Source organism: Burkholderia sp. PAMC 26561 (assembly GCF_001557535.2).
Taxonomy (GTDB): domain Bacteria; phylum Pseudomonadota; class Gammaproteobacteria; order Burkholderiales; family Burkholderiaceae; genus Caballeronia.
Genome location: NZ_CP014306.1, coordinates 3,284,216 through 3,302,163, shown reverse-complemented (window position 1 = coordinate 3,302,163; position 17,948 = coordinate 3,284,216). Strand labels below are relative to the sequence as shown.

17 protein-coding genes and 1 pseudogene are annotated in these 17,948 nt (G+C 60.4%); 10 read left to right on the top strand and 8 right to left on the bottom strand.

All coding sequences use genetic code 11. From position 1 onward, the window contains the following. The first annotated feature begins 32 nt into the window (after positions 1 to 32). Entirely contained in the window at positions 33 to 1,133 is a 1,101-nt protein-coding gene (locus AXG89_RS15115; protein ID WP_062170076.1) for an OmpA family protein, read from the top strand. Between the two features lie 52 nt (positions 1,134 to 1,185). On the opposite strand, the gene AXG89_RS15110 is transcribed toward AXG89_RS15115, so the two are convergent. Beyond that, on the bottom strand, positions 1,186 to 2,505 hold the full coding sequence (locus tag AXG89_RS15110; RefSeq protein WP_062170075.1) for a DUF3443 domain-containing protein: 1,320 nt from the start codon (positions 2,503 to 2,505) through the stop codon (positions 1,186 to 1,188). Positions 2,506 to 2,514: 9 nt separating this feature from the next. Then, positions 2,515 to 3,000 carry a DUF2844 domain-containing protein gene (locus AXG89_RS15105; RefSeq protein WP_069638358.1) on the bottom strand — a complete coding sequence of 162 codons (486 nt, stop codon included), beginning with the start codon at positions 2,998 to 3,000 and terminating at the stop codon, positions 2,515 to 2,517. A 505-nt stretch (positions 3,001 to 3,505) separates the two neighbouring features. Between AXG89_RS15105 and bamC the strand changes: the two genes are divergently transcribed. Further along, the gene (gene bamC, locus AXG89_RS15100; protein ID WP_062170074.1) at positions 3,506 to 4,714 is read left to right on the top strand and encodes an outer membrane protein assembly factor BamC; all 1,209 of its coding nucleotides are present in this window, start codon (positions 3,506 to 3,508) and stop codon (positions 4,712 to 4,714) included. A 552-nt stretch (positions 4,715 to 5,266) separates the two neighbouring features. Beyond that, positions 5,267 to 5,554, top strand: coding sequence for a putative quinol monooxygenase (locus AXG89_RS15095; protein WP_061999648.1), 288 nt, complete (start codon positions 5,267 to 5,269; stop codon positions 5,552 to 5,554). A 57-nt stretch (positions 5,555 to 5,611) separates the two neighbouring features. On the opposite strand, the gene AXG89_RS15090 is transcribed toward AXG89_RS15095, so the two are convergent. From AXG89_RS15090 to AXG89_RS15080, 3 genes are all read right to left on the bottom strand, one after another. Further along, positions 5,612 to 5,875, bottom strand: coding sequence for a hypothetical protein (locus AXG89_RS15090; RefSeq protein ID WP_061999647.1), 264 nt, complete (start codon positions 5,873 to 5,875; stop codon positions 5,612 to 5,614). A 219-nt stretch (positions 5,876 to 6,094) separates the two neighbouring features. Beyond that, positions 6,095 to 6,349 (bottom strand): hypothetical protein, encoded by a 255-nt coding sequence (locus tag AXG89_RS15085; protein WP_062170073.1) that lies wholly within the window; start codon positions 6,347 to 6,349, stop codon positions 6,095 to 6,097. A gap of 275 nt (positions 6,350 to 6,624) precedes the next feature. After that, on the bottom strand, positions 6,625 to 7,266 hold the full coding sequence (locus tag AXG89_RS15080; protein ID WP_236873344.1) for a YdcF family protein: 642 nt from the start codon (positions 7,264 to 7,266) through the stop codon (positions 6,625 to 6,627). Between the two features lie 390 nt (positions 7,267 to 7,656). Here AXG89_RS15080 and AXG89_RS15075 point away from each other — a divergent pair, with 390 nt between their 5' ends. Continuing rightward, entirely contained in the window at positions 7,657 to 7,971 is a 315-nt protein-coding gene (locus tag AXG89_RS15075; protein ID WP_061999645.1) for a hypothetical protein, read from the top strand. A gap of 283 nt (positions 7,972 to 8,254) precedes the next feature. Here AXG89_RS15075 and AXG89_RS15070 read toward each other — a convergent pair whose 3' ends face one another. Next, the gene (locus AXG89_RS15070) at positions 8,255 to 8,515 is read right to left on the bottom strand and encodes a hypothetical protein (protein ID WP_069638357.1); all 261 of its coding nucleotides are present in this window, start codon (positions 8,513 to 8,515) and stop codon (positions 8,255 to 8,257) included. Between the two features lie 416 nt (positions 8,516 to 8,931). Beyond that, positions 8,932 to 9,327 (bottom strand): annotated as a pseudogene (locus AXG89_RS15065) (transposase); the annotation flags it as partial. A 422-nt stretch (positions 9,328 to 9,749) separates the two neighbouring features. Between AXG89_RS15065 and AXG89_RS15060 the strand changes: the two are divergent. After that, positions 9,750 to 10,652, top strand: a complete 903-nt coding sequence (locus AXG89_RS15060) for a LysR family transcriptional regulator (RefSeq protein WP_062170646.1) — start codon at positions 9,750 to 9,752, stop codon at positions 10,650 to 10,652. Between the two features lie 117 nt (positions 10,653 to 10,769). Continuing rightward, complete coding sequence (locus AXG89_RS15055; RefSeq protein WP_082771433.1) at positions 10,770 to 12,023, top strand: pyridoxal phosphate-dependent aminotransferase; 1,254 nt, start codon at positions 10,770 to 10,772, stop codon at positions 12,021 to 12,023. 202 nt (positions 12,024 to 12,225) lie between these two features. Here AXG89_RS15055 and AXG89_RS15050 read toward each other — a convergent pair whose 3' ends face one another. Continuing rightward, entirely contained in the window at positions 12,226 to 12,462 is a 237-nt protein-coding gene (locus AXG89_RS15050; protein WP_062170071.1) for a hypothetical protein, read from the bottom strand. 20 nt (positions 12,463 to 12,482) lie between these two features. Between AXG89_RS15050 and scpB the strand changes: the two genes are divergently transcribed. From scpB to nusA, 4 genes are all read left to right on the top strand, one after another. Then, complete coding sequence (gene scpB / locus AXG89_RS15045) at positions 12,483 to 13,457, top strand: SMC-Scp complex subunit ScpB (protein ID WP_062170070.1); 975 nt, start codon at positions 12,483 to 12,485, stop codon at positions 13,455 to 13,457. Between the two features lie 143 nt (positions 13,458 to 13,600). Continuing rightward, positions 13,601 to 15,571 (top strand): 23S rRNA pseudouridine(2605) synthase RluB, encoded by a 1,971-nt coding sequence (rluB, locus tag AXG89_RS15040; RefSeq protein ID WP_062170069.1) that lies wholly within the window; start codon positions 13,601 to 13,603, stop codon positions 15,569 to 15,571. A 433-nt stretch (positions 15,572 to 16,004) separates the two neighbouring features. Then, on the top strand, positions 16,005 to 16,466 hold the full coding sequence (gene rimP / locus AXG89_RS15035) for a ribosome maturation factor RimP (protein ID WP_062000892.1): 462 nt from the start codon (positions 16,005 to 16,007) through the stop codon (positions 16,464 to 16,466). Next, the gene (gene nusA / locus AXG89_RS15030) at positions 16,463 to 17,938 is read left to right on the top strand and encodes a transcription termination factor NusA (protein WP_061999640.1); all 1,476 of its coding nucleotides are present in this window, start codon (positions 16,463 to 16,465) and stop codon (positions 17,936 to 17,938) included. The genes rimP and nusA overlap by 4 nt, the downstream gene beginning before the upstream one ends. Positions 17,939 to 17,948: the final 10 nt, after the last annotated feature.

Below are 17,948 nucleotides of genomic sequence, written 5' to 3'. Positions count from 1 at the left end.
GGATCTGCGACGAATGCTCAACTTGTCGAATAATGAAAAACATCAATCTCGGCGTTGCCTGTCTTTTGGTCCTGACAGGCTGCGCCAACACAGCGGTGCGCGACACACTTGGCATTCAGGATGCAACCGTATTGCAAACCGGTGCCGGCGTTCAGCAGAGTGAGCAAGCGGGAGCAGCGGTCGAGCCGTGGATCGAGCTTTATGGTCGTGTAGGCAACCCGCATGAGGCGATCGGACTCTTGCAGGCGCGACTCGACCGAATGAACGAGCGAAAGAGCACCTATATTGGATTCAAGGACCAATGCTGGATCAATGCAGCGAAAAAAGAACTTGAAGCGGGGGATCGATGGGGCTTCGTGGAAGAGTCCATCGGCGAAGCGGCGCGACTCACAGCGGGACTGGAAGGGGCGCAACCGCTGACAGTCGATAATCCGCCACTGCGCACCGTCACGCCTTTACGTAGCGACTTGGCGGACGGCCTGCGCGCGGCGCTCGCTGATCCGCGGGTTCTGCAATGTCCGCAGGCTCAAAAGCAGATTGCGTGTGCCGAGGTCGAATTGATGCACGCGGGGCACGACGCCTGGACACGGCAGTTCGAAGCTGCCAAGGCAAAAGTCGACGAAGTACAGTCGGCGCTTGCTGATGTTCAGCGCAGCCTTCAAAGCTGCGGCATTCCTGCGGAACACGCCGATGCGCCAAGTGTTGCTTCAACTTCTGCTCCGACCGTTGTCGCGTTGCCAACCGACATGCTTTTCGCTTTCAACGGCAGCAAGGTCGAATCGATCACCGCGGACGGACGCCAGAAGCTCGACGGTGTGATCGCCGATATGAACGGCCTGAACGACGACGGCGCTGTAAAGCTGATTTCGGTTTCGGGATTTACCGATCGTTTTGGCAGCAATACCTACAACCTTCGATTATCACAGCGGCGCGCAGATGCTGTCCGGCGCTATTTGCTCGCCGGCGGTGTGAAGGCGGAAGTGAGGGCGCAGGGCTTCGGGCGAGCGTCGCCGGGTGCGCAATGCCAGATGCGTGACTGGCATGCGCTGGTCGCTTGTCTCGCGAGTGACCGGCGTGTGGAGTTGCGCTTCCAGCGGACTGAAGCCGAAAGCGGCGAAAACGCTCATGATTGAACGCTGCGACTCCCGCACCAGGGAGTCGCAGTGCCGATGCGCTCGCCCAAGCCTAAAACGCGTAGTAAGGCCCTTGGCCCTCTGGCGTCACTTGAGCTTCGATCGCGGTGAAGACGCGTCTGCCATAAAAGAAAGGCAAGCCCCAATCGAAGTAGCCGTTGGCGGGACCGGCTAGATTGCTGAGCGCATTATTGCCGGTCGCGAAAAGCGATAGTCCGTTGCCTACGGCAAATGTCACGCTTGTCGTCGCAGCGTTGGTGCCAGTAATGCTGGCAGTAAGACTCTGCGGCGCTGTCGGGCAAAACCACACACCGCATCCCGGCATGGAAGTCAACGGGAAGAACAAGCCGTTCGAACCGCTATCGATAAAGCTCGTGGCGTAGGTACTGCCCTGGAACATCGTTTTCACAAATCCGGTGACGCCGTTGCCGGGCAGAACCTGCGCGCTTTCCAATTGATTGTTCGACTGCGAGCCTATGCCGAACGTCATGGTGCCGGAAACACTCGATGCACCTGTGTCGGCCACCGCTGGCAACTCGATCAGGACGCCGTTGTTATCGGTGGCGAAATTGCTTACCGGATTGGTCACTTGCTGAGCAACGGGCAACGTCGCAGACACGCACGCTCCAGATGTGCAACTGTAGTACCAGCGAGGCAGGGCGGTGGTGGCGCAGCCGCTGCCGCAGTCGGCGGTGAACGGGCCGACGCCAAGAATGCCGTTGCTTCGCAGCGCGGTGGCTGTAAGCATGGGCAGGCCGGAGTTGCTGCAACTCGCGGGAACGGCTGGAACCGCTGGATCGGCGATGATCTGGATCGATGTCGATGCAGCCACTTCGCCCGCCAGATGGACATCGGCGGTACGCACGGAACCCCACGTGTAGCCCGAACCAAACACCGTGCAGGAAGCCGTCGGGGTGCCACCGGTTCCCGTTACAGCAGGGAGGGCCAAAGCAGGCGTGAGCGCCGAAGCAAGAATGCGCAATCCCTGCGATCCGGTATCGACCTGGATGTTGTCGATAGTCTGGCAGGTCGTCGTTCCGGGCACGCAGATCGTCACACTTGTCTGCAACATGTTGCGCGTTCCCGTTGCGATCGCCGCGACCGTGATGGGCAAGACATTCGGTGTGGTCGACTGAGCGACGGTGTTAGCTGGCGGACTCGATGCAGCCGCTGGCGCGGAAGCGGAGGTGGCGGCAGAAGCGGGCGCGGCAGCAGCAGGTGCGCTGGCAGCGGGCGCACCACTTGCAGTTGCAGGCGCGGCGGCGGTGGAGGAGGTGGAGTCGCTGCCTCCACCTCCTCCACCGCACGCCGTGAGGATGAAACACGCGACGATCAGCATCGGGAACAAGAGGCGGGTCGGACTCTTTCGCATGATTCCCCCTTATTCGATGTCAGCCGCAGCAACGCCGGCGGGCAGCGCATCGGGAAGCCAGGCGCGGCCGCTGAAGTCGCGAAGGCGCACGTGCGTCTCCACGACAAAATCGCTGCCGTCCACCCGCGATGAATGCAGTCCGCTTGCGCTCTCCAGCGCAGCGCTCGCGCCTTGCCGATACCGGTCGAACCAGGTGCCGAGCAACGCCGATACATCGGGCATGGCTGGCCCATCCCAACTGACCGCGTAGACCAGTCCCGTCGCTGGCGATAAGTACTGCCGCACGCGGATCTGGTTGGCATCGGTTGTTTCCTGCCAGCGCACCGCACTGTTACCGGCTTGATGAATCACCGCTGCAAGCGCGTTGGAGGTACCCGAACCAATCGCAGCATTGCCGAGCGTCGATCCCAGTTGTGCATGCACTGAGCCAGCCGCTGCAGCCAGCAAGACAGCGCTCGCTGCCCGAAGTGAGGTGAGCGTATGTAGGTAAGACATGATGTACTCCGTTCTCGTGGCCATTCTTGTTATTGAGGCTTAATTTTAAGATGACGAAGTAATCAGGAATCAAGTTAGGAATTATCTTGTAGGGTCTTTCGTGCGGCTCAAAAAATTAGTTAAAACTGCTTATTAAACAAAGTGTTGGTGATGAATTAATGACTAGGACAATACGAGATCGATTGTCATAAATTGTCGCTCAAAGCGTGGGTGCGACTATTTTTGAGATTTCAGTTGAACGATGCGGTCTGAACCGATACTGAAACGATGCGCTGGGACGACACAAAAAGTGGATCTCGAAACGGTGCAATTGAGGGTGCGCCGCGACGCAATGATCCGTCCGTTTCGGCGCGCAGATTTCATCTTTGAAGGTAAATAGCCGGCTCAGCCCACGACCATTGCAGACCTGCGAGGCCACTGTTTTTGCACGGCGGCGCGCGGGACCGGTAAAATGCTTGGTTGATCCACGGAAAACGCCGTGGCGTAGCGGAAGGATTTCCCAAACATGACAGATTTTCGTGTGAACAAGCCGGCTTTGAAGGTGGCAGCCCTCCTGTTGGCGGGTGGCCTGGTTGCCGGATGTGGTACGTCGTCGCCTAACGCAATCAATTACAAGAGCGATTCCCGGTCAAAGCAGGCATCCCTTGCCGTCCCGCCCAATCTCCTCGAGGAATCGGGCGACCAGCGCTCGTTGCCGCCGCAGGGTGGCCAGGCGTCGCTGTCCGACCTCCAGCAGACGCAGAAGGTCGCGCCGAGCGCGCCTACGGTGATTCCGCCGGTTTCCGGCATGCATATCCAGCGCGACGGTACGGAGCGGTGGCTGGTCATCGACAACAAGTCGCCGGAACAGGCGTGGCCGCAGATTCGCCGCTTCTGGCAGGAACAGGGTTTTCTGCTCGTTGTGGACGCGCGTGACAAGGGCGTCATGGAAACCGACTGGAACGAAACGCATCCACAGATTTCAGACGGCCTGATTCGCAACACGCTGTCCATTGCAACGGGCAACTCGTACGTGGCTGCCGAGCGCAACAAGTACCGTACTCGCCTGGAAGCGGGTCCGAACGGCGGCACTTATGTGTTCGTGAGTCAGAAGGGCATGCGCGAGGCGCTGACAGGCACGAACAACGACAACAGCCAATGGCAAGCCAAACCGAACGACCCGGCCCTGGAAGGCGAGTACCTCAAGCGCCTCATGTCGTCGCTCGCGTTGGCAGATGCGCGGCAGGCAAGCGGACAGACAGGCATGAGCGACGCCGCCATGGCGGCAGCGGCGGCGAGTGGACCATCGGCGGCGACGGCATCGTCGCGCGCGGCGCAGAACGTTGCGCTGGCGGCACAGACGCCGATCAAGGAAGACGTGATTCCCGAAGCCACTTCGGATGAGATCACGTTGCCGGAGGCGTACGACCGCGCGTGGCTGCGCGTCGGTCTTGCGCTCGACCGGACCAACTTCACGGTCGATGACCGTGATCGTGGCCGCGGAATTTATTTTGTCCGTTATGTCGATCCGAAGGACATGACTGCGGCGGAGCAGGGCTTCTGGAACCAGGTGTTCCACGGCAAGAAAGAAAAGCTTCCGAAAAATTACGAAGTCAACGTCCGTGCGCTCACGGAAACGCAAACCCGGGTGTCGATCATCGACAGCAAGGGGAATGTGGACTCGTCGCCGCAAGCACGACAGATCATGGCCTTGCTCGACGATCAATTGCGCTGAGCCCGGAGTAAAGATCTTCGGACTGTCTCGAACGAACCCGCCTGAGCCTAGGCGGGTTTTTTTATGCCTGCGAAACGCCAATGGCGATTTAGAGCAAACCCTCGTATTGGAATGCGCGGTAGCACGCGTGGAAATCATTTGTGGGCGCTTAAGCTTCGTCGAAGATATCGAGCGAGCCGCATGTAATCGATGTCACGTTACGGATGAGCGTTACACGAATCGGAGCAAAGCGCTTTCTGCGGTTTTATGTGCGGGAAAGCTTATAGGAATCAACCGCATAGGGGTTACATTGCATCCATGGCATGTAATCTGCGTGACGCCTGCGATGTAGTGCGCCACGCTCCACATTGTCCGTGCCGACCTGTTTTATCTTTCACGAATTGCGATCCGCTGGCCAAGCGGATCTCGATGGCCCCGTCGCCTATCCTCGTAGGGCGACGGCTTTTGCCCGCGCTCCCAAATGGGAACGCGGGCTTTTTTCTTGCGGCGCTTGATTTCTGCGAAAGTGCTGCGCGAACGTTATGCTTGCCCCTTTAATCTGGGAGTCTGAACATGACGGAAATCGCGGTGGTCGCAACGTTCGTAGCCAAGCCTGGCAACGAGGAGAAGTTGAAGGAACTGCTGCAGGGCATCGTGGCGCCGACGCTCGCCGAACCGGGCGCGATTCAATACGACCTGCATCGCGACATCAAGGAGCCACGCCGATTTGTGTTTTTCGAGCGATGGAAAAGCGAAGCATCGCTCGCCGAGCACAATCAGACGCCTCACATCAAGGCGCTCAGCAAGGCTTTGCCCGACTTGATCGAACGCGGCGAAATCAACGTGGTCGCAAAGCTCTGAGCGTTCACCGGTGCCTTCGGGCGGCAAGAAGCCCCAGGCGCCGTGCCAAGCCGCTCGTCAGTGCGTTTCCTGGGGGACGTCGAGAATCAGGATGATGGTCCAGTCGGCGTCGCCGTCGTGGTGATACTGGCGCTCGGCAACGATAAACGGCTGCTGCTTGCCGTCCGGGCCCAGGAACAGCACGTCGCCTTCCATAGGCAGGCATTCCACGGGCGGTAGGGCGAGGTAGGCGTCCTTGTCCTTCGCATTGCGCGGCATCAGCTTTTCAATCTTGCGCGATGCCGCTTCGGTCCATTCAATATCCAGCTGGATGTTGCTCATACGATCCTCCGCACACGGGTGCGATTCAATTTATCGACGCGGAATGTAGCATACCGCCGGATTGAAGGCCGCATCATGTATCGGCGGCTTGAACCAGGCACCTTTCCCTGCGGAAAAACCCTGGCCAAAAAAGAGCCGGATAAACGCCTCGTGCATTTATCCGGCTCCGTGTCTGACGGCTAACGTTTGCGCGCCGCCTCTACGTTTTGCCCCGAGGGCTTATTGGCTCGCGCCGGCAGCGTGCGCCGCCTTTTTCGAATGCTTGGAGCCTGATTTCTTGTGGTGCTCGCCGGTCTTGTGGGCCGGCATTTCCTGCATGTTCGCCTGATTCGATTGCAGGGCTTGTGCGCGCTGCTCGATATCAGAGATTTTGCCTGGATCGGTGCTCATGGAGACGCCTTGGTCCGACTGGGCGAAAGCCGTACCGGTGATTGCACTAAGGGAAACCAGAACTGCCAGAGAAATTTTCTTCATTGTTACCTCCATAGATTCGTTGAACCCGGGTTGGCCTGTCACGTTATCCGTGACATTGAACGCTGGTCAGCAAGTGCTGCTCCAGCGCGGCTGTTACATATCGTTACGGTTCGTGTGCCTAGCTGCTGCAATCATGCTCTTCGTTTCAACTGCACGCCTTCCCGGACAGTCGGTTGACCGCGCCGGCGATAATACCGGCGAAGCTCAATGCTTTCTAGTACTGAATTTCGAGATATGCAACGACCGTTTCGATGGGCGCTTAATGCATTCGTGTCTCAATAAAGACCAACAAGTCGATACACGTAAAAGCGCGCAAGACCGACCATTTCATGGAGCGCAGTTTCTGAGTCGACAAACCCACGCCGCCGCGGGAAAAGCGAGACATGCGGGAGTCTCACGTTGCTGACAAACGGTTGCGCTTTCATGCCGAAGGCGCTGAACGCGGCCAACGAGCGCCGCATGTGGTACGCCGATGTGATCAGCACGAACGACCCGTCGCGCTCGGGTCCAAGCAGCCTTGCGACGTTACGCGCGTTCTCATAGGTGTTGACGCTTTCGTTCTCGAGCAGCACGTCGCTGGCGTCGACACCTCGCGCGAACAGGAAGGGCGCGTAGTTATCGGCTTCAGCTTGTTCGTGATGCTCAGGATTGCCTCCGCTCAGGATCACGCGGCAGACGCCGCCGGCGCGTCGGCATTCCCGGTACAAATCAGCAGCCGCAACTACACGCGTGAATGCATCGCGCCGGGGAACGAGCTGGTTGTTGTCGTCATAAGTTGTGCCTCCGCCCAACAACACAAAAGTTGTTCGCGATGCGAAACGCACGTTTTGCGAGGCTGACGGCGACTCGAAACCGGTTTGGGCGAGATGCAGCAGGGGCTTTCCTAACCAGCCGGCGCCAAGTGCCCAGAAGACCAACGCGCATACCGCAGCAACGAGAAGCCTGTGATGACGCCAAACGGCAAACAGTGCAAAGAAAAGCAGCAATAAAGTTATAAGAACCAATTTGGTTTGAGGTAACGTATAGGTTTTCGAGATAATCCGCTTCGTGGTCATCGCATTCAGGAGAATGCATCGCCGGAACTGCGGGACGTGTCATGTAATGCGCGTTTAACGGGAGCTCGGAATTATAAGCAGCGGTAAGAATCAAGCAGCACCTAGCGCAAGCGGCGGCTGCGAGTTCCTGTCAGGTGCCGCACTGTCGGCATTTTGACTGGTTTCGGGGCGTGCCGCGTTTAGTCGGCGCCGCTGGCAGGCGACTTTACTGCCAAGTGGCGCCGTCACGGCTGCACTGGAAGACATAACGAGATGACCACGTATTCAAACGAAGCCGTACTCGAAGCGCTCCGGCGAGCTCAGTATCGTCAAGTTCCGTGGGCAAGGCGCCCAAACGTTTTCAGCCATCTGCGCGACTTGGGCCTTCTGGAACTCGTCAGGCAGCGCACCGTTGCCCCGGCCCCGGGGTTTCATGCTCCGGTCGATATAGCGGTTGTCACCGAGCGCGGCAAACTCGAATTTTCCCGCCTTTCGCGCGACGAGCGCTCCATGGATTGGGAATTGCACCGTGCGGCGCCGTATGCACTGGCGATTGTGCAGGAGCCTTTTGCCGAAGCGCGCGCCTAGATCCGATCAGTTTTCCTTACCTGTTGATTCAAAATCTGTTTGCCGGAGAATCGATCGCGACGTACCAAGCCACGCAAACGGTTGCGGTGCTTGGTTTGGCCGTATTGCCGCCCTTCAGGGGCCAATATCGTTCTCCGCCAAAAAAAAGCCCGTACCACGAGGATACGGGCTTACCGGATTTACTTCTGCCACGCTGTGCTCATGGCATCAAGTCCGACTTGTCATTTAGAGAACGGTTCCCTGAATGTTCATTGCGTCAAAACCGCGTCCCCTCATGCCGAGATCAATGTCGGCGTGGACGTGCTCCGCGCTCCGGTTCCGGACGTGTATGTACGTTGCTCGCGATATCACCGCGCAAATCGCCACGAGGCGCCGGTTCTGCCGGCTGATTGCTGCGCACAGGCTCCTTTTTCCACGCCTGCATGTCTGCCTCGGTATCAGCGCGCAACGCGAAATTGCCCGATTGTGATTCAGCCTGCACCGGAATGGTCACGCCAAGCGATGAAATCACAATGCCGCATGCTACGAATGACATTGGTTTCATGATGAGCTCCCTTCAGACCTTCGCGGTCTGTTAGCTAGCCTCATAACTTATGCCAGTGCACGAAAGGGCGCTGTAAATAATGGTAAAGAGTTGTTTCGCGGCGAGCGACCGCATGCGCACTGATTGCGCCGATCGTGCCCTGAGAACGTGCGCCATACGCCCGGCCGTAAAGGTGCAGGCCGGGCGCTTCCTGGCAGATTGGGTGGCATGGAACGGTCTGCGAGGGAGCAGACCGATGATCCGCATCCAACGGAGAAAGGTCATCGGATGGGACCGGGCTTCAAGCGCAGAAAAAATCTGCGCGCGGGTGCTTCGCGATTCTGCCGGGCCGACCACGGTTGATTTACCTCGACCGTGATGCCTCGACATGCACTTTGCTGATATGAATCAAGCCGGTAGAAACAGGCCCGAAATCAAGCCATCTTGACCGGAGCGCGCCACGATTCCGGATTCGTCCAGAACGCGCCACGGAGGCGGTCGCGGCTGGGCGGTGCAGGCGGTTTTGCAGCCGTCGAGCCGATCCGGCCGCGCAACGACACTTCACGGCCATTGTTTCCAAGACGTTTCACGATCTCGGCCAGCGTACCGTCAGCTTGCCATTCGTCGAAACGACGGCGGCAGGTCGGCGGCGACGGGTAGCGTCCCGGCAGTTTCGACCAGCCTTCGCCTGTCGACAACACCCACAAGACGGCGTTGACAACAGCGCGTGCTTCCACGCGCGGACGACCGCGACGTTCGCTGCGTGCAGGTTCTGCACAGAACAAGGCCTCGACCAGCGCCCACTCGTTATCTCTTAAATCGTCGAACATCATGTTTCACCTCAGCGAAGCTAACCCCGGTGCGCTGCCCCGCGCCGCGCACTCTGGTCGGAATTCGAAGATCGAACCCAGGTAAGGTCGGAGCAGACATTGCGACGGACGATTTGCGTTTAAAACTGCAATGGCGCCGACCTCTGCGCAAGTAAATGCGAGAACCGTGCCATGCCAATACTGATCGGCCGGAAAGCCTCGTGGCAGTAGGCTGGCGTACTGCCAGCATGGGCCGTATGAGACGCTATAAGTGCAGTTAATGAAATCGGGACAATCACCAATCATGTGCAGCAAGCCCATCCCGCGTGCGCGAATGCCTTTCTGCTGCACCGCAGCGCAACGGTCCCCCACAGCGATTTCGGGGCCAGTGATCTACAATCTGCATTTATAGGATAGATTGATGAGGATATATTATGAATCGCGCGCTGAACGTGACTTTGCGGCAGCTGCGGGTGTTTATCGAAGTGGCGAAGCTGCAAAGTTTCAGCCGCGCGGGCGACGAAATCGGACTGACCCAGTCGGCAGTAAGCCGCTGTGTACGCGAACTGGAGGCAGAAATTGGTCTGAAGCTCGTTGACAGAACGACGCGCGAAGTCCAGCTCACGGACGTCGGGACGAATATGGTGGGCAGTGTGTCGCGGCTGTTGCTGGACCTGGACGAAGCCTTGCGCGAAATCCGCGATCTTGGTCAGCAAAAGCGTGGCCGCGTGATCGTGGCGGCGAGTCCGACCGTTGCATGCCGCCTTATGCCCTTTGTGCTAGCCGCCTGCCTCAATGAATTCCCGCTGATCTCGCTGGGCTTGCGGGACGATCTCCAGGCCGACGTCATCCGGAAAGTGAAGTCCGGCGAAGTGGATTTTGGTGTCGCCATCGGGCCCTTTGCTCACGACGACTTGCATGCGGAGGTCGTGACCACCGACTCCTTCTGCGCAGTCCTGAGGCGCGACCATGCGCTCGCGGGCGCCCGGCAGGTTCGATGGGAGGAACTCTCGGGCGAGCGGCTGGTGATGCTCGACCACGCGTCGGGAAGCCGTCCGATCATTGATGCCGTCATGCGTGAGCACTCCGTGGTCGCCGACGTGGTGCAGGAACTCGGCCACTCGGCCACGGTTTTCGGTCTGGTGGAGGCGGGCGTAGGCATTAGCGTATTGCCGTGGCTCGCCTTGCCGTTGCCGGCGAATTCGTCGCTGGTAGCGTTGCCGTTGATGCCGCGCATCGAGCGGACGGTGGAACTGGTGCGCCGGCGCGATCGCTCGCTCTCGCCCGCGGCCGAGTCGGTGTGGACGCTGGTTGCACGCTTGCCCAAGCGTGTGGAGGAACTGGAGTAACCGAAGTGAGCAGGATGAAACCCTCGAAAAACTGGCCTGATGGCTAACGTGCGAGCCGTATCGCGCGTTTCGGGAGCCGTCGCGTTAGACTTTTGGTTTCGATCTGCGGGGAAGGTAATGAGCGAATCAGAAGGGGCGGTCATCTCGGAGCTTGGCGCGCTGTCCAGTCAAGCCGGTACCAACGGCGCGTCAGGCGTGCTTACGCCCAACGCGCGCGACGCGGTGCGCGCACTACGTCCGTCCCAGATTCGCGAGGTGGCGAACGCGGGTTTTGGTGTCCCGGACGTCCTGCCTTTCTGGTTTGGCGAGTCCAATCAGGTGACGCCCCAGTTCATCCGCGATGCCGCCAGTCAGGCGCTCGCCGACGGCGCAACCTTCTATACGCACAACCTGGGTATCGCGCCGTTGCGCGAAGCGCTTGCCGGTTACGTCGGTAGATTGCATGGTGCGACCCGGTCGGCGGAGGTTGCCGTGACGAGCGCGGGCGTCAATGCCCTGATGCTCGCAGCGCAACTCGTGGTGGGCGCCGGCGATCGCGTGGTGGCCGTGACGCCGCTTTGGCCCAACCTCGTGGAAATTCCCAAGATCCTTGGCGCGACTGTCGAAACTGTCTCGCTAACGTATGGGGAAAATGGCTGGGTGCTGGACCTGGATCGTTTGCTGGCGGCCCTGACGCCCGATACACGCATGCTGATGATCAACTCGCCGAACAACCCGACGGGCTGGGTGATGACGCGTGAACAGCAGCAAGCAGTGCTGGACCGATGCCGCCAGAACGGCATCTGGCTGATCGCAGATGAAGTCTACGAACGCCTCTATTATGGCAATGACGCAACCGTCGCGCCCTCGTTTCTCGACCTCGCCTCCCGCGACGAACGCGTGATCGCGGTGAATTCATTCTCGAAGGCGTGGTTGATGACCGGCTGGCGGCTTGGCTGGATCGTCGCGCCCGAAAGCGTGATGGAGGATCTGGGCAAGCTCGTTGAATACAACACGTCGTGCGCGCCGTCTTTCGTGCAGTTGGCCGGAATCGCAGCCGTACGGGATGGCGAGCAGTTCACGCAATCCGTGGTCGCAGAGCTGCGTGCCAGCCGCGACTATCTGGTGACGGCGCTGCAGGCCATTCCCGGCGTTGATGTTCGTGCGCCGCTGGGGTCCATGTATCTGTTCTTCAAGCTTCCGGGGGCAGATCACAGCCTCGAGCTTTGCAAGACGCTGGTGCGTGAGAGCGGACTCGGCTTGGCGCCAGGCAGTGCTTTCGGTTCGGAGGGCGAGGGATACGTGCGCTGGTGCTATGCCTGCGACACCGCGCGTCTGGATGCCGGCGTCGCGCGCTTGCGCAGCTTCATGGAAACAAGGTCCACAGTGTGAGCCGGCCGCAGGCGCGGGGCTGGAGCGGCTCAACCTTGCCCGGGGAAGCAAGACCGCGCGAAAACGGCCGTTTGGCGCGTCGTACCGACATGGCGGCAAAGCAGGCCGCAGGCCGAGCCTGTAAAGCTTGCAGACGTGAGGCCGGACGCGGCGCGATGTTTCACCTTTACGCACCGTTTTTTTTTGCGTAATATGCGTGCAGTCACGCGCTTCCGCCTTGGAAAGTGCTACTTCGTCCGGCTGGGATAAGCTCGGCGATCAGGATCTGATCCCGTGTTGTGCCTCCCCCCGGTGCGTGCTCCCAATCAATATGACCGATCATAAATCGGGCGAGCGCGTCGTCAGTATCCTCGTCCACGATTGTCCAGTCTGAGCGTTGCGAATGGTTCGAGTAATCGGCGTCCTTCGTTTCGGCCTGCTTGACCGGTTCATAGACCATACAGGGTCCTATCTAGCTGCATGAATACCCAAGAGGCGAAGATCGTCCTCGAGACAGCCTTGATCTGCGCGCAGGAGCCGCTGAAACTCGCCGAGTTGCGCAAGCTCTTCGCCGACGATATCTCGGCGGATACGGTTCGCACCTTGCTCGACTCCCTCAAGCAGGACTGGTCGGGGCGCGGTGTGGAACTCGTGGCTCTCGCGTCCGGATGGCGGTTTCAGAGCAAGCCCGCAATGCGGTCATATCTCGATCGGCTGCACCCCGAGAAGCCGCCCAAGTATTCGCGCGCGGTTCTCGAAACGCTGGCGATCATCGGTTACCGGCAGCCGGTCACGCGCGGCGATATCGAAGAAATTCGCGGTGTGACCGTGAACACGCAGGTGGTGAAGCAGCTCGAGGATCGCGGCTGGATCGAGGTGATCGGCCACCGCGATGTGCCGGGCAGGCCCGCGCTCTACGCAACCACCAAGCAGTTCCTGGATGATCTCGGTTTGAGCGCGCTCGACGAACTTCCCGCGCTCGATAACCCGTCGGCGCAACTGGAAGCATCGCTGCTCGCGCAGCATGCAATCGATTTTCCTGGCGACGACCCGGCGGCTGCCATTGTCGCTGCGCTCGCGCAAGGCGTGCGACCGGAGTCAGCGAGCAAGCCTGAGGCCAATGCCGCCGATGTCGATGCCGACGGCGAGCCGGGAGCATCGGATGCTGTGCCGGTTGCCGCGGTCGAACTGCCGCCAGTTGAGGAACCCGGTTCTGACGCGGTGGTCCACGCTGAAGAGGCTCCGATTCTGGATTCGCGCGACGATGCGCCTGCTGACGTGCAAACGAACGCATCGCCCGCGGGGCAGGAAGATGCATCGCCCGCAGTAAATGAAATCGACGTTACGTCCGTTCAAGGCGTATCGGACAGTGCAGGCGCGGCGAAAGCGCCTGACGAAGCAAACGAAACCGACGAACTCGACGCACCGGACGACCGGACTGCGCGCAGGGCCTGACGCCGTTGATCGCCAGCCGTAACGGCTAGCCGTAAAACGGCTAGCTCGTTTGTACGAAACCTTCATTCGGCTATTTACACCATCGGCCGGATTTTTCTGACGCGCTCGCGACGGGCGCGCGACCCGACACATTTGAGGTTGTTTTGACACATTCCCACGACAGCGATTCGCCCGAATCCGAGCGCCCCGTTCGTGCCGATGACGCACATGACCAGGCCGACGCAGGCGAACGCACACGCACCGACGAACCCGCCGACGGCGAGGAGCGTCCGCGTCGCGGCTTGCGCCGTGGTCCTCGCAGCCTGATCGCGCGCCGTCGCGCTGTTGCGAAGACTAAGGGCGCCGACGGCGCAACGCCGTCACCGGATGCAAGCGTGGAAGCGTCCTCGGATGGTGAAGTTGCTGCGCCCACACGCGCACCGCGCAAGGACGCCGGTCCGCGCGCCCCGCGACCGCCGCGGGCACCGCGCGAAGCGGCGGCGCCGAATGGAGAAAACGCCCGCGAAGCATCGGGTGGCCGACCGCCTCGCGGACCGCGGCCGTCGCAAGGCGATGGCCCGCGTGAAGGACGTGAAGGACGTGAAGGACAGGCTCCGCGTGAAGGCGGCCGCCGTCAACCGCGTCAGGCGCAAGCCGGCCAGGGTCAAAAGCGTGGCCGTCGTGACGAAGCCGCGATCAATCCCACGCCCGCGGCCGCTGCAGTCGACGATGTTTTCGAATACGTGACATCGCCCGCTTTCGATGCCGACAACACCTCAGGCGGCGTTCGCGCGCCCATGCTGCGCCGGGGCAAGCCCACGCCGCAAAAGCGCGTCCTGGAAGCCGATGACGACACGCCGAAGCTCCACAAGGTGCTGGCCGAGGCCGGCATGGGTTCACGCCGTGACATGGAAGAACTGATCGTGGCAGGGCGGGTATCGGTGAATGGCGAGCCGGCACATATTGGCCAGCGGATCATGCCGACCGACCAGGTTCGCATCAATGGCAAGCCGGTCAAGCGCAAGCTCGCGACCAAGCCGCCGCGTATCCTGCTGTACCACAAGCCGACCGGCGAGATCGTGAGTCATGCCGATCCTGAAGGACGTCCGTCTGTGTTCGACAGCCTCCCGCCCATGAAGACGGCCAAATGGCTTGCGGTCGGCCGGCTCGACTTCAATACTGAAGGGCTGTTGCTGCTGACTACCTCCGGCGATCTGGCCAACCGTTTCATGCATCCGCGTTATAGCGTCGAGCGTGAATACGCGGTCCGGGTAGTCGGCGAGCTGTCGGAAGGCATGCGCCAGAAGCTTCTGAGCGGCGTCGAACTGGAAGACGGTCCGGCGAACTTCCTGCGGATTCGCGATGGCGGCGGCGAAGGCACGAACCACTGGTATCACGTGGCGCTGGCTGAAGGCCGCAATCGTGAAGTTCGCCGCATGTTCGAAGCGGCCGGCCTGATGGTCAGCCGTCTGATTCGTACGCGTCACGGCCCGATCGCCTTGCCGAAGGGCCTGAAGCGCGGCCGTTGGGAAGAGCTGGAAGATAACGAGGTGCGTGGCCTGCTGGCATCGGTGGGACTCAAGGCGCCGGCGGAGGAACGCGGCTCGCGCAGCGCTGCGCCCCGCGTTCAGCCGGATCCGCTGCAAACATCCATGGGTATCATCACTCGCGAACCGGTGCTGAGTTCCCATAACCGTTTTGCTCAAACGCCGACACGCGGCGGCCCTGGCGCCCCCGGCGGCCGTCGTGGTGCTCCGGGCGGTTTTGGCGGCGGCGGTTTCGCCGGCAACGGCAGCGGCGCTGGAACTGGCGGCGGTTATGGTGCGCGCGGCAGTAACGGCGGGCGCGAACCGAACGGCAACCGCGCCGGCGGTGAAGCGAACGGAAACCGCGCGTTGCCGCGTCCGGGCGGCTCGGCCGGCGGTCCGCGCGGCAGCCGTCCGCCGGGGAGTCCCGGCATGGGCAACGGCGCACCGGGCGGTCGTCCGGCGAACGCCGGCGGCAAAAGGTCCGGTCAGGGCGGCCGCCAAGGCGGCCCGGGTACAGGTCCGCAGGGCAATAGCGGGAATTCGCGCGGCGGACCTGCACGCGATGGTGCACGGCCCGCGCCGCGTAACCGTACACGCGGACGCTGATCGGTCGTTGATCTGAGGCGACGGTCGCCGGCTGAACAGCGCTTGCCGACATGGCAAAAGACATTCGGCTGGGCGTGCATTGCCCGCTCAGCCTGCCCGCGGCGGCATCCGCGTGCCTTTGCTAATAAGAAAGCGCACGAAAGTGCGGCGAATGCGTGATAAACACCTTCGATTTGCCTTGTAAATGGCCGTCAAACGCCTCCACACAAGGCGTATTGGTTGCGTTTATCCCGAAAAATGGCTAAAATCACGAAGTCGATGGGCATGGTGATTGTTTCGCCGCCCGGATGTGATCGCGGTACAGAAGGATGGGCGTTGCGCCCATTTTTTTTGGGCTTTCGGTTCAGCATCTTGGGTAAGTGAATGCGCCGGCTCAAGGCGCGGTCCGCAGGTGTTCGGCGTGGAGCGCGCGAACATCTTGGAGTCTTTCACTGTGCAACTGACGGAAATCATCGAAACCACGGTCTCGGGCCTGGGCTACGAACTTGTTGAAATCGAGCGCGCGGGAGGCGGTTTGCTGCGTATCTCGATCGACCAGCCCGCCGGAATCGCGATTGAAGACTGTGAAAAAGTCACACGTCAGCTTCAGTATCTGTTCGAAGTGGAGAATATCGATTACTCGCGTCTTGAAGTCGGGTCGCCGGGTCTCGATCGTCCGCTCAAGAAATTGGCGGATTTCGAACGCTTCGCGGGCAGCGAAGCCACCATTACATTGAAGAAGCCGCTGGACGGGCGCAAGTCGTACCGGGGCATCCTGCATGCACCGAACGGCGAGTCGATCGGTTTGGAATTCGAAGGGAAGGACGGCGGCGCTGCGATGCTCGATTTCACGCTCGCAGACCTCGATAAAGCACGTCTCGTCCCCAAAGTTGACTTTAGGAGCCGCAAACAATGAGTCGCGAAGTTTTGATGCTGGCGGATGCGCTGGCGCGCGAAAAGAACGTCAACAAGGACGTGGTGTACGCAGCGCTCGAAGCAGCGCTTGCTTCGGCAACGAAGAAGCTGTTCGAGGAAGATGTGGACATCCGCGTGGCGATCGACCGTGAGAGCGGCGAGCACGAGACGTTCCGCCGCTGGAAAGTGGTGCCGGACGAAGCGGGTCTTCAGGAGCCGGACCAGGAAATCCTGTTGTTCGAAGCGAAGGAAGAAAAGCCCGACGCGGAAATCGACGAGTACATCGAGCAACCCATTCCGTCCATCGAGTTCGGCCGGATTGGTGCCCAGGCTGCGAAGCAGGTGATTCTCCAGAAGGTTCGAGACGCCGAGCGCGAGCAGATCCTGAACGACTTCCTGGAACGCGGCGAAAAGATCATGACCGGCGCGGTCAAGCGCCTGGACAAGGGTAATTTCATCGTCGAATCGGGCCGTGTCGAAGCGTTGCTGCGCCGTGACCAGTTGATTCCCAAGGAAAACCTGCGGGTCGGCGACCGGGTTCGCGCTTATATCGCGAAGGTCGACCGCACCGCACGCGGCCCGCAGATCGAACTCTCGCGCACGGCGCCCGAGTTCCTGATGAAACTGTTCGAAATGGAAGTGCCGGAAATCGAGCAGGGCCTGCTCGAAATCAAGGCGGCTGCGCGCGATCCTGGCGTGCGTGCGAAAATCGGGGTGATCGCTTATGACAAGCGTATCGACCCGATCGGTACGTGCGTCGGAATTCGCGGTTCGCGGGTGCAGGCGGTGCGCAACGAGCTCGGTGGCGAGAACGTCGACATCGTGCTATGGTCGGAAGATCCCGCCCAGTTCGTGATCGGTGCTCTCGCGCCGGCTGCCGTACAGTCGATCGTCGTCGATGAAGAAAAACATTCGATGGACGTCGTCGTGGACGAGAATGAACTGGCGGTCGCCATCGGCCGTAGCGGCCAGAACGTGCGTCTTGCCAGCGAGCTGACCGGCTGGCAGATCAACATCATGACGCCGGACGAGTCCGCGCTGAAGCAGAACGAAGAGCGTGGCACGTTGCGCGGCCTGTTCATGGCGCGTCTCGACGTCGACGAGGAAGTCGCTGACATTCTCATCGACGAAGGCTTTACCAGCCTCGAAGAGATCGCCTATGTGCCGCTCAACGAAATGCTCGAAATCGAAGCCTTCGACGAAGACACCGTTCACGAACTGCGTAACCGCGCTCGTGACGCACTTCTGACAATGGCGATTGCGAATGAAGAGAAGGTCGAAGGCGTTGCGCTCGACCTGAAGAGCCTCGAAGGCATGACCGACGAGTTGTTTTCGAAGCTTGAAGAACATCAAGTCCGGACACGCGACGATCTCGCGGAGCTGGCTGTAGATGAGCTGGTCGAGATGACCAGTATTGAAGAGGATGCCGCTAAGGCGTTGATCATGAAAGCACGTGAACACTGGTTCCAGTGAGAAATGACCA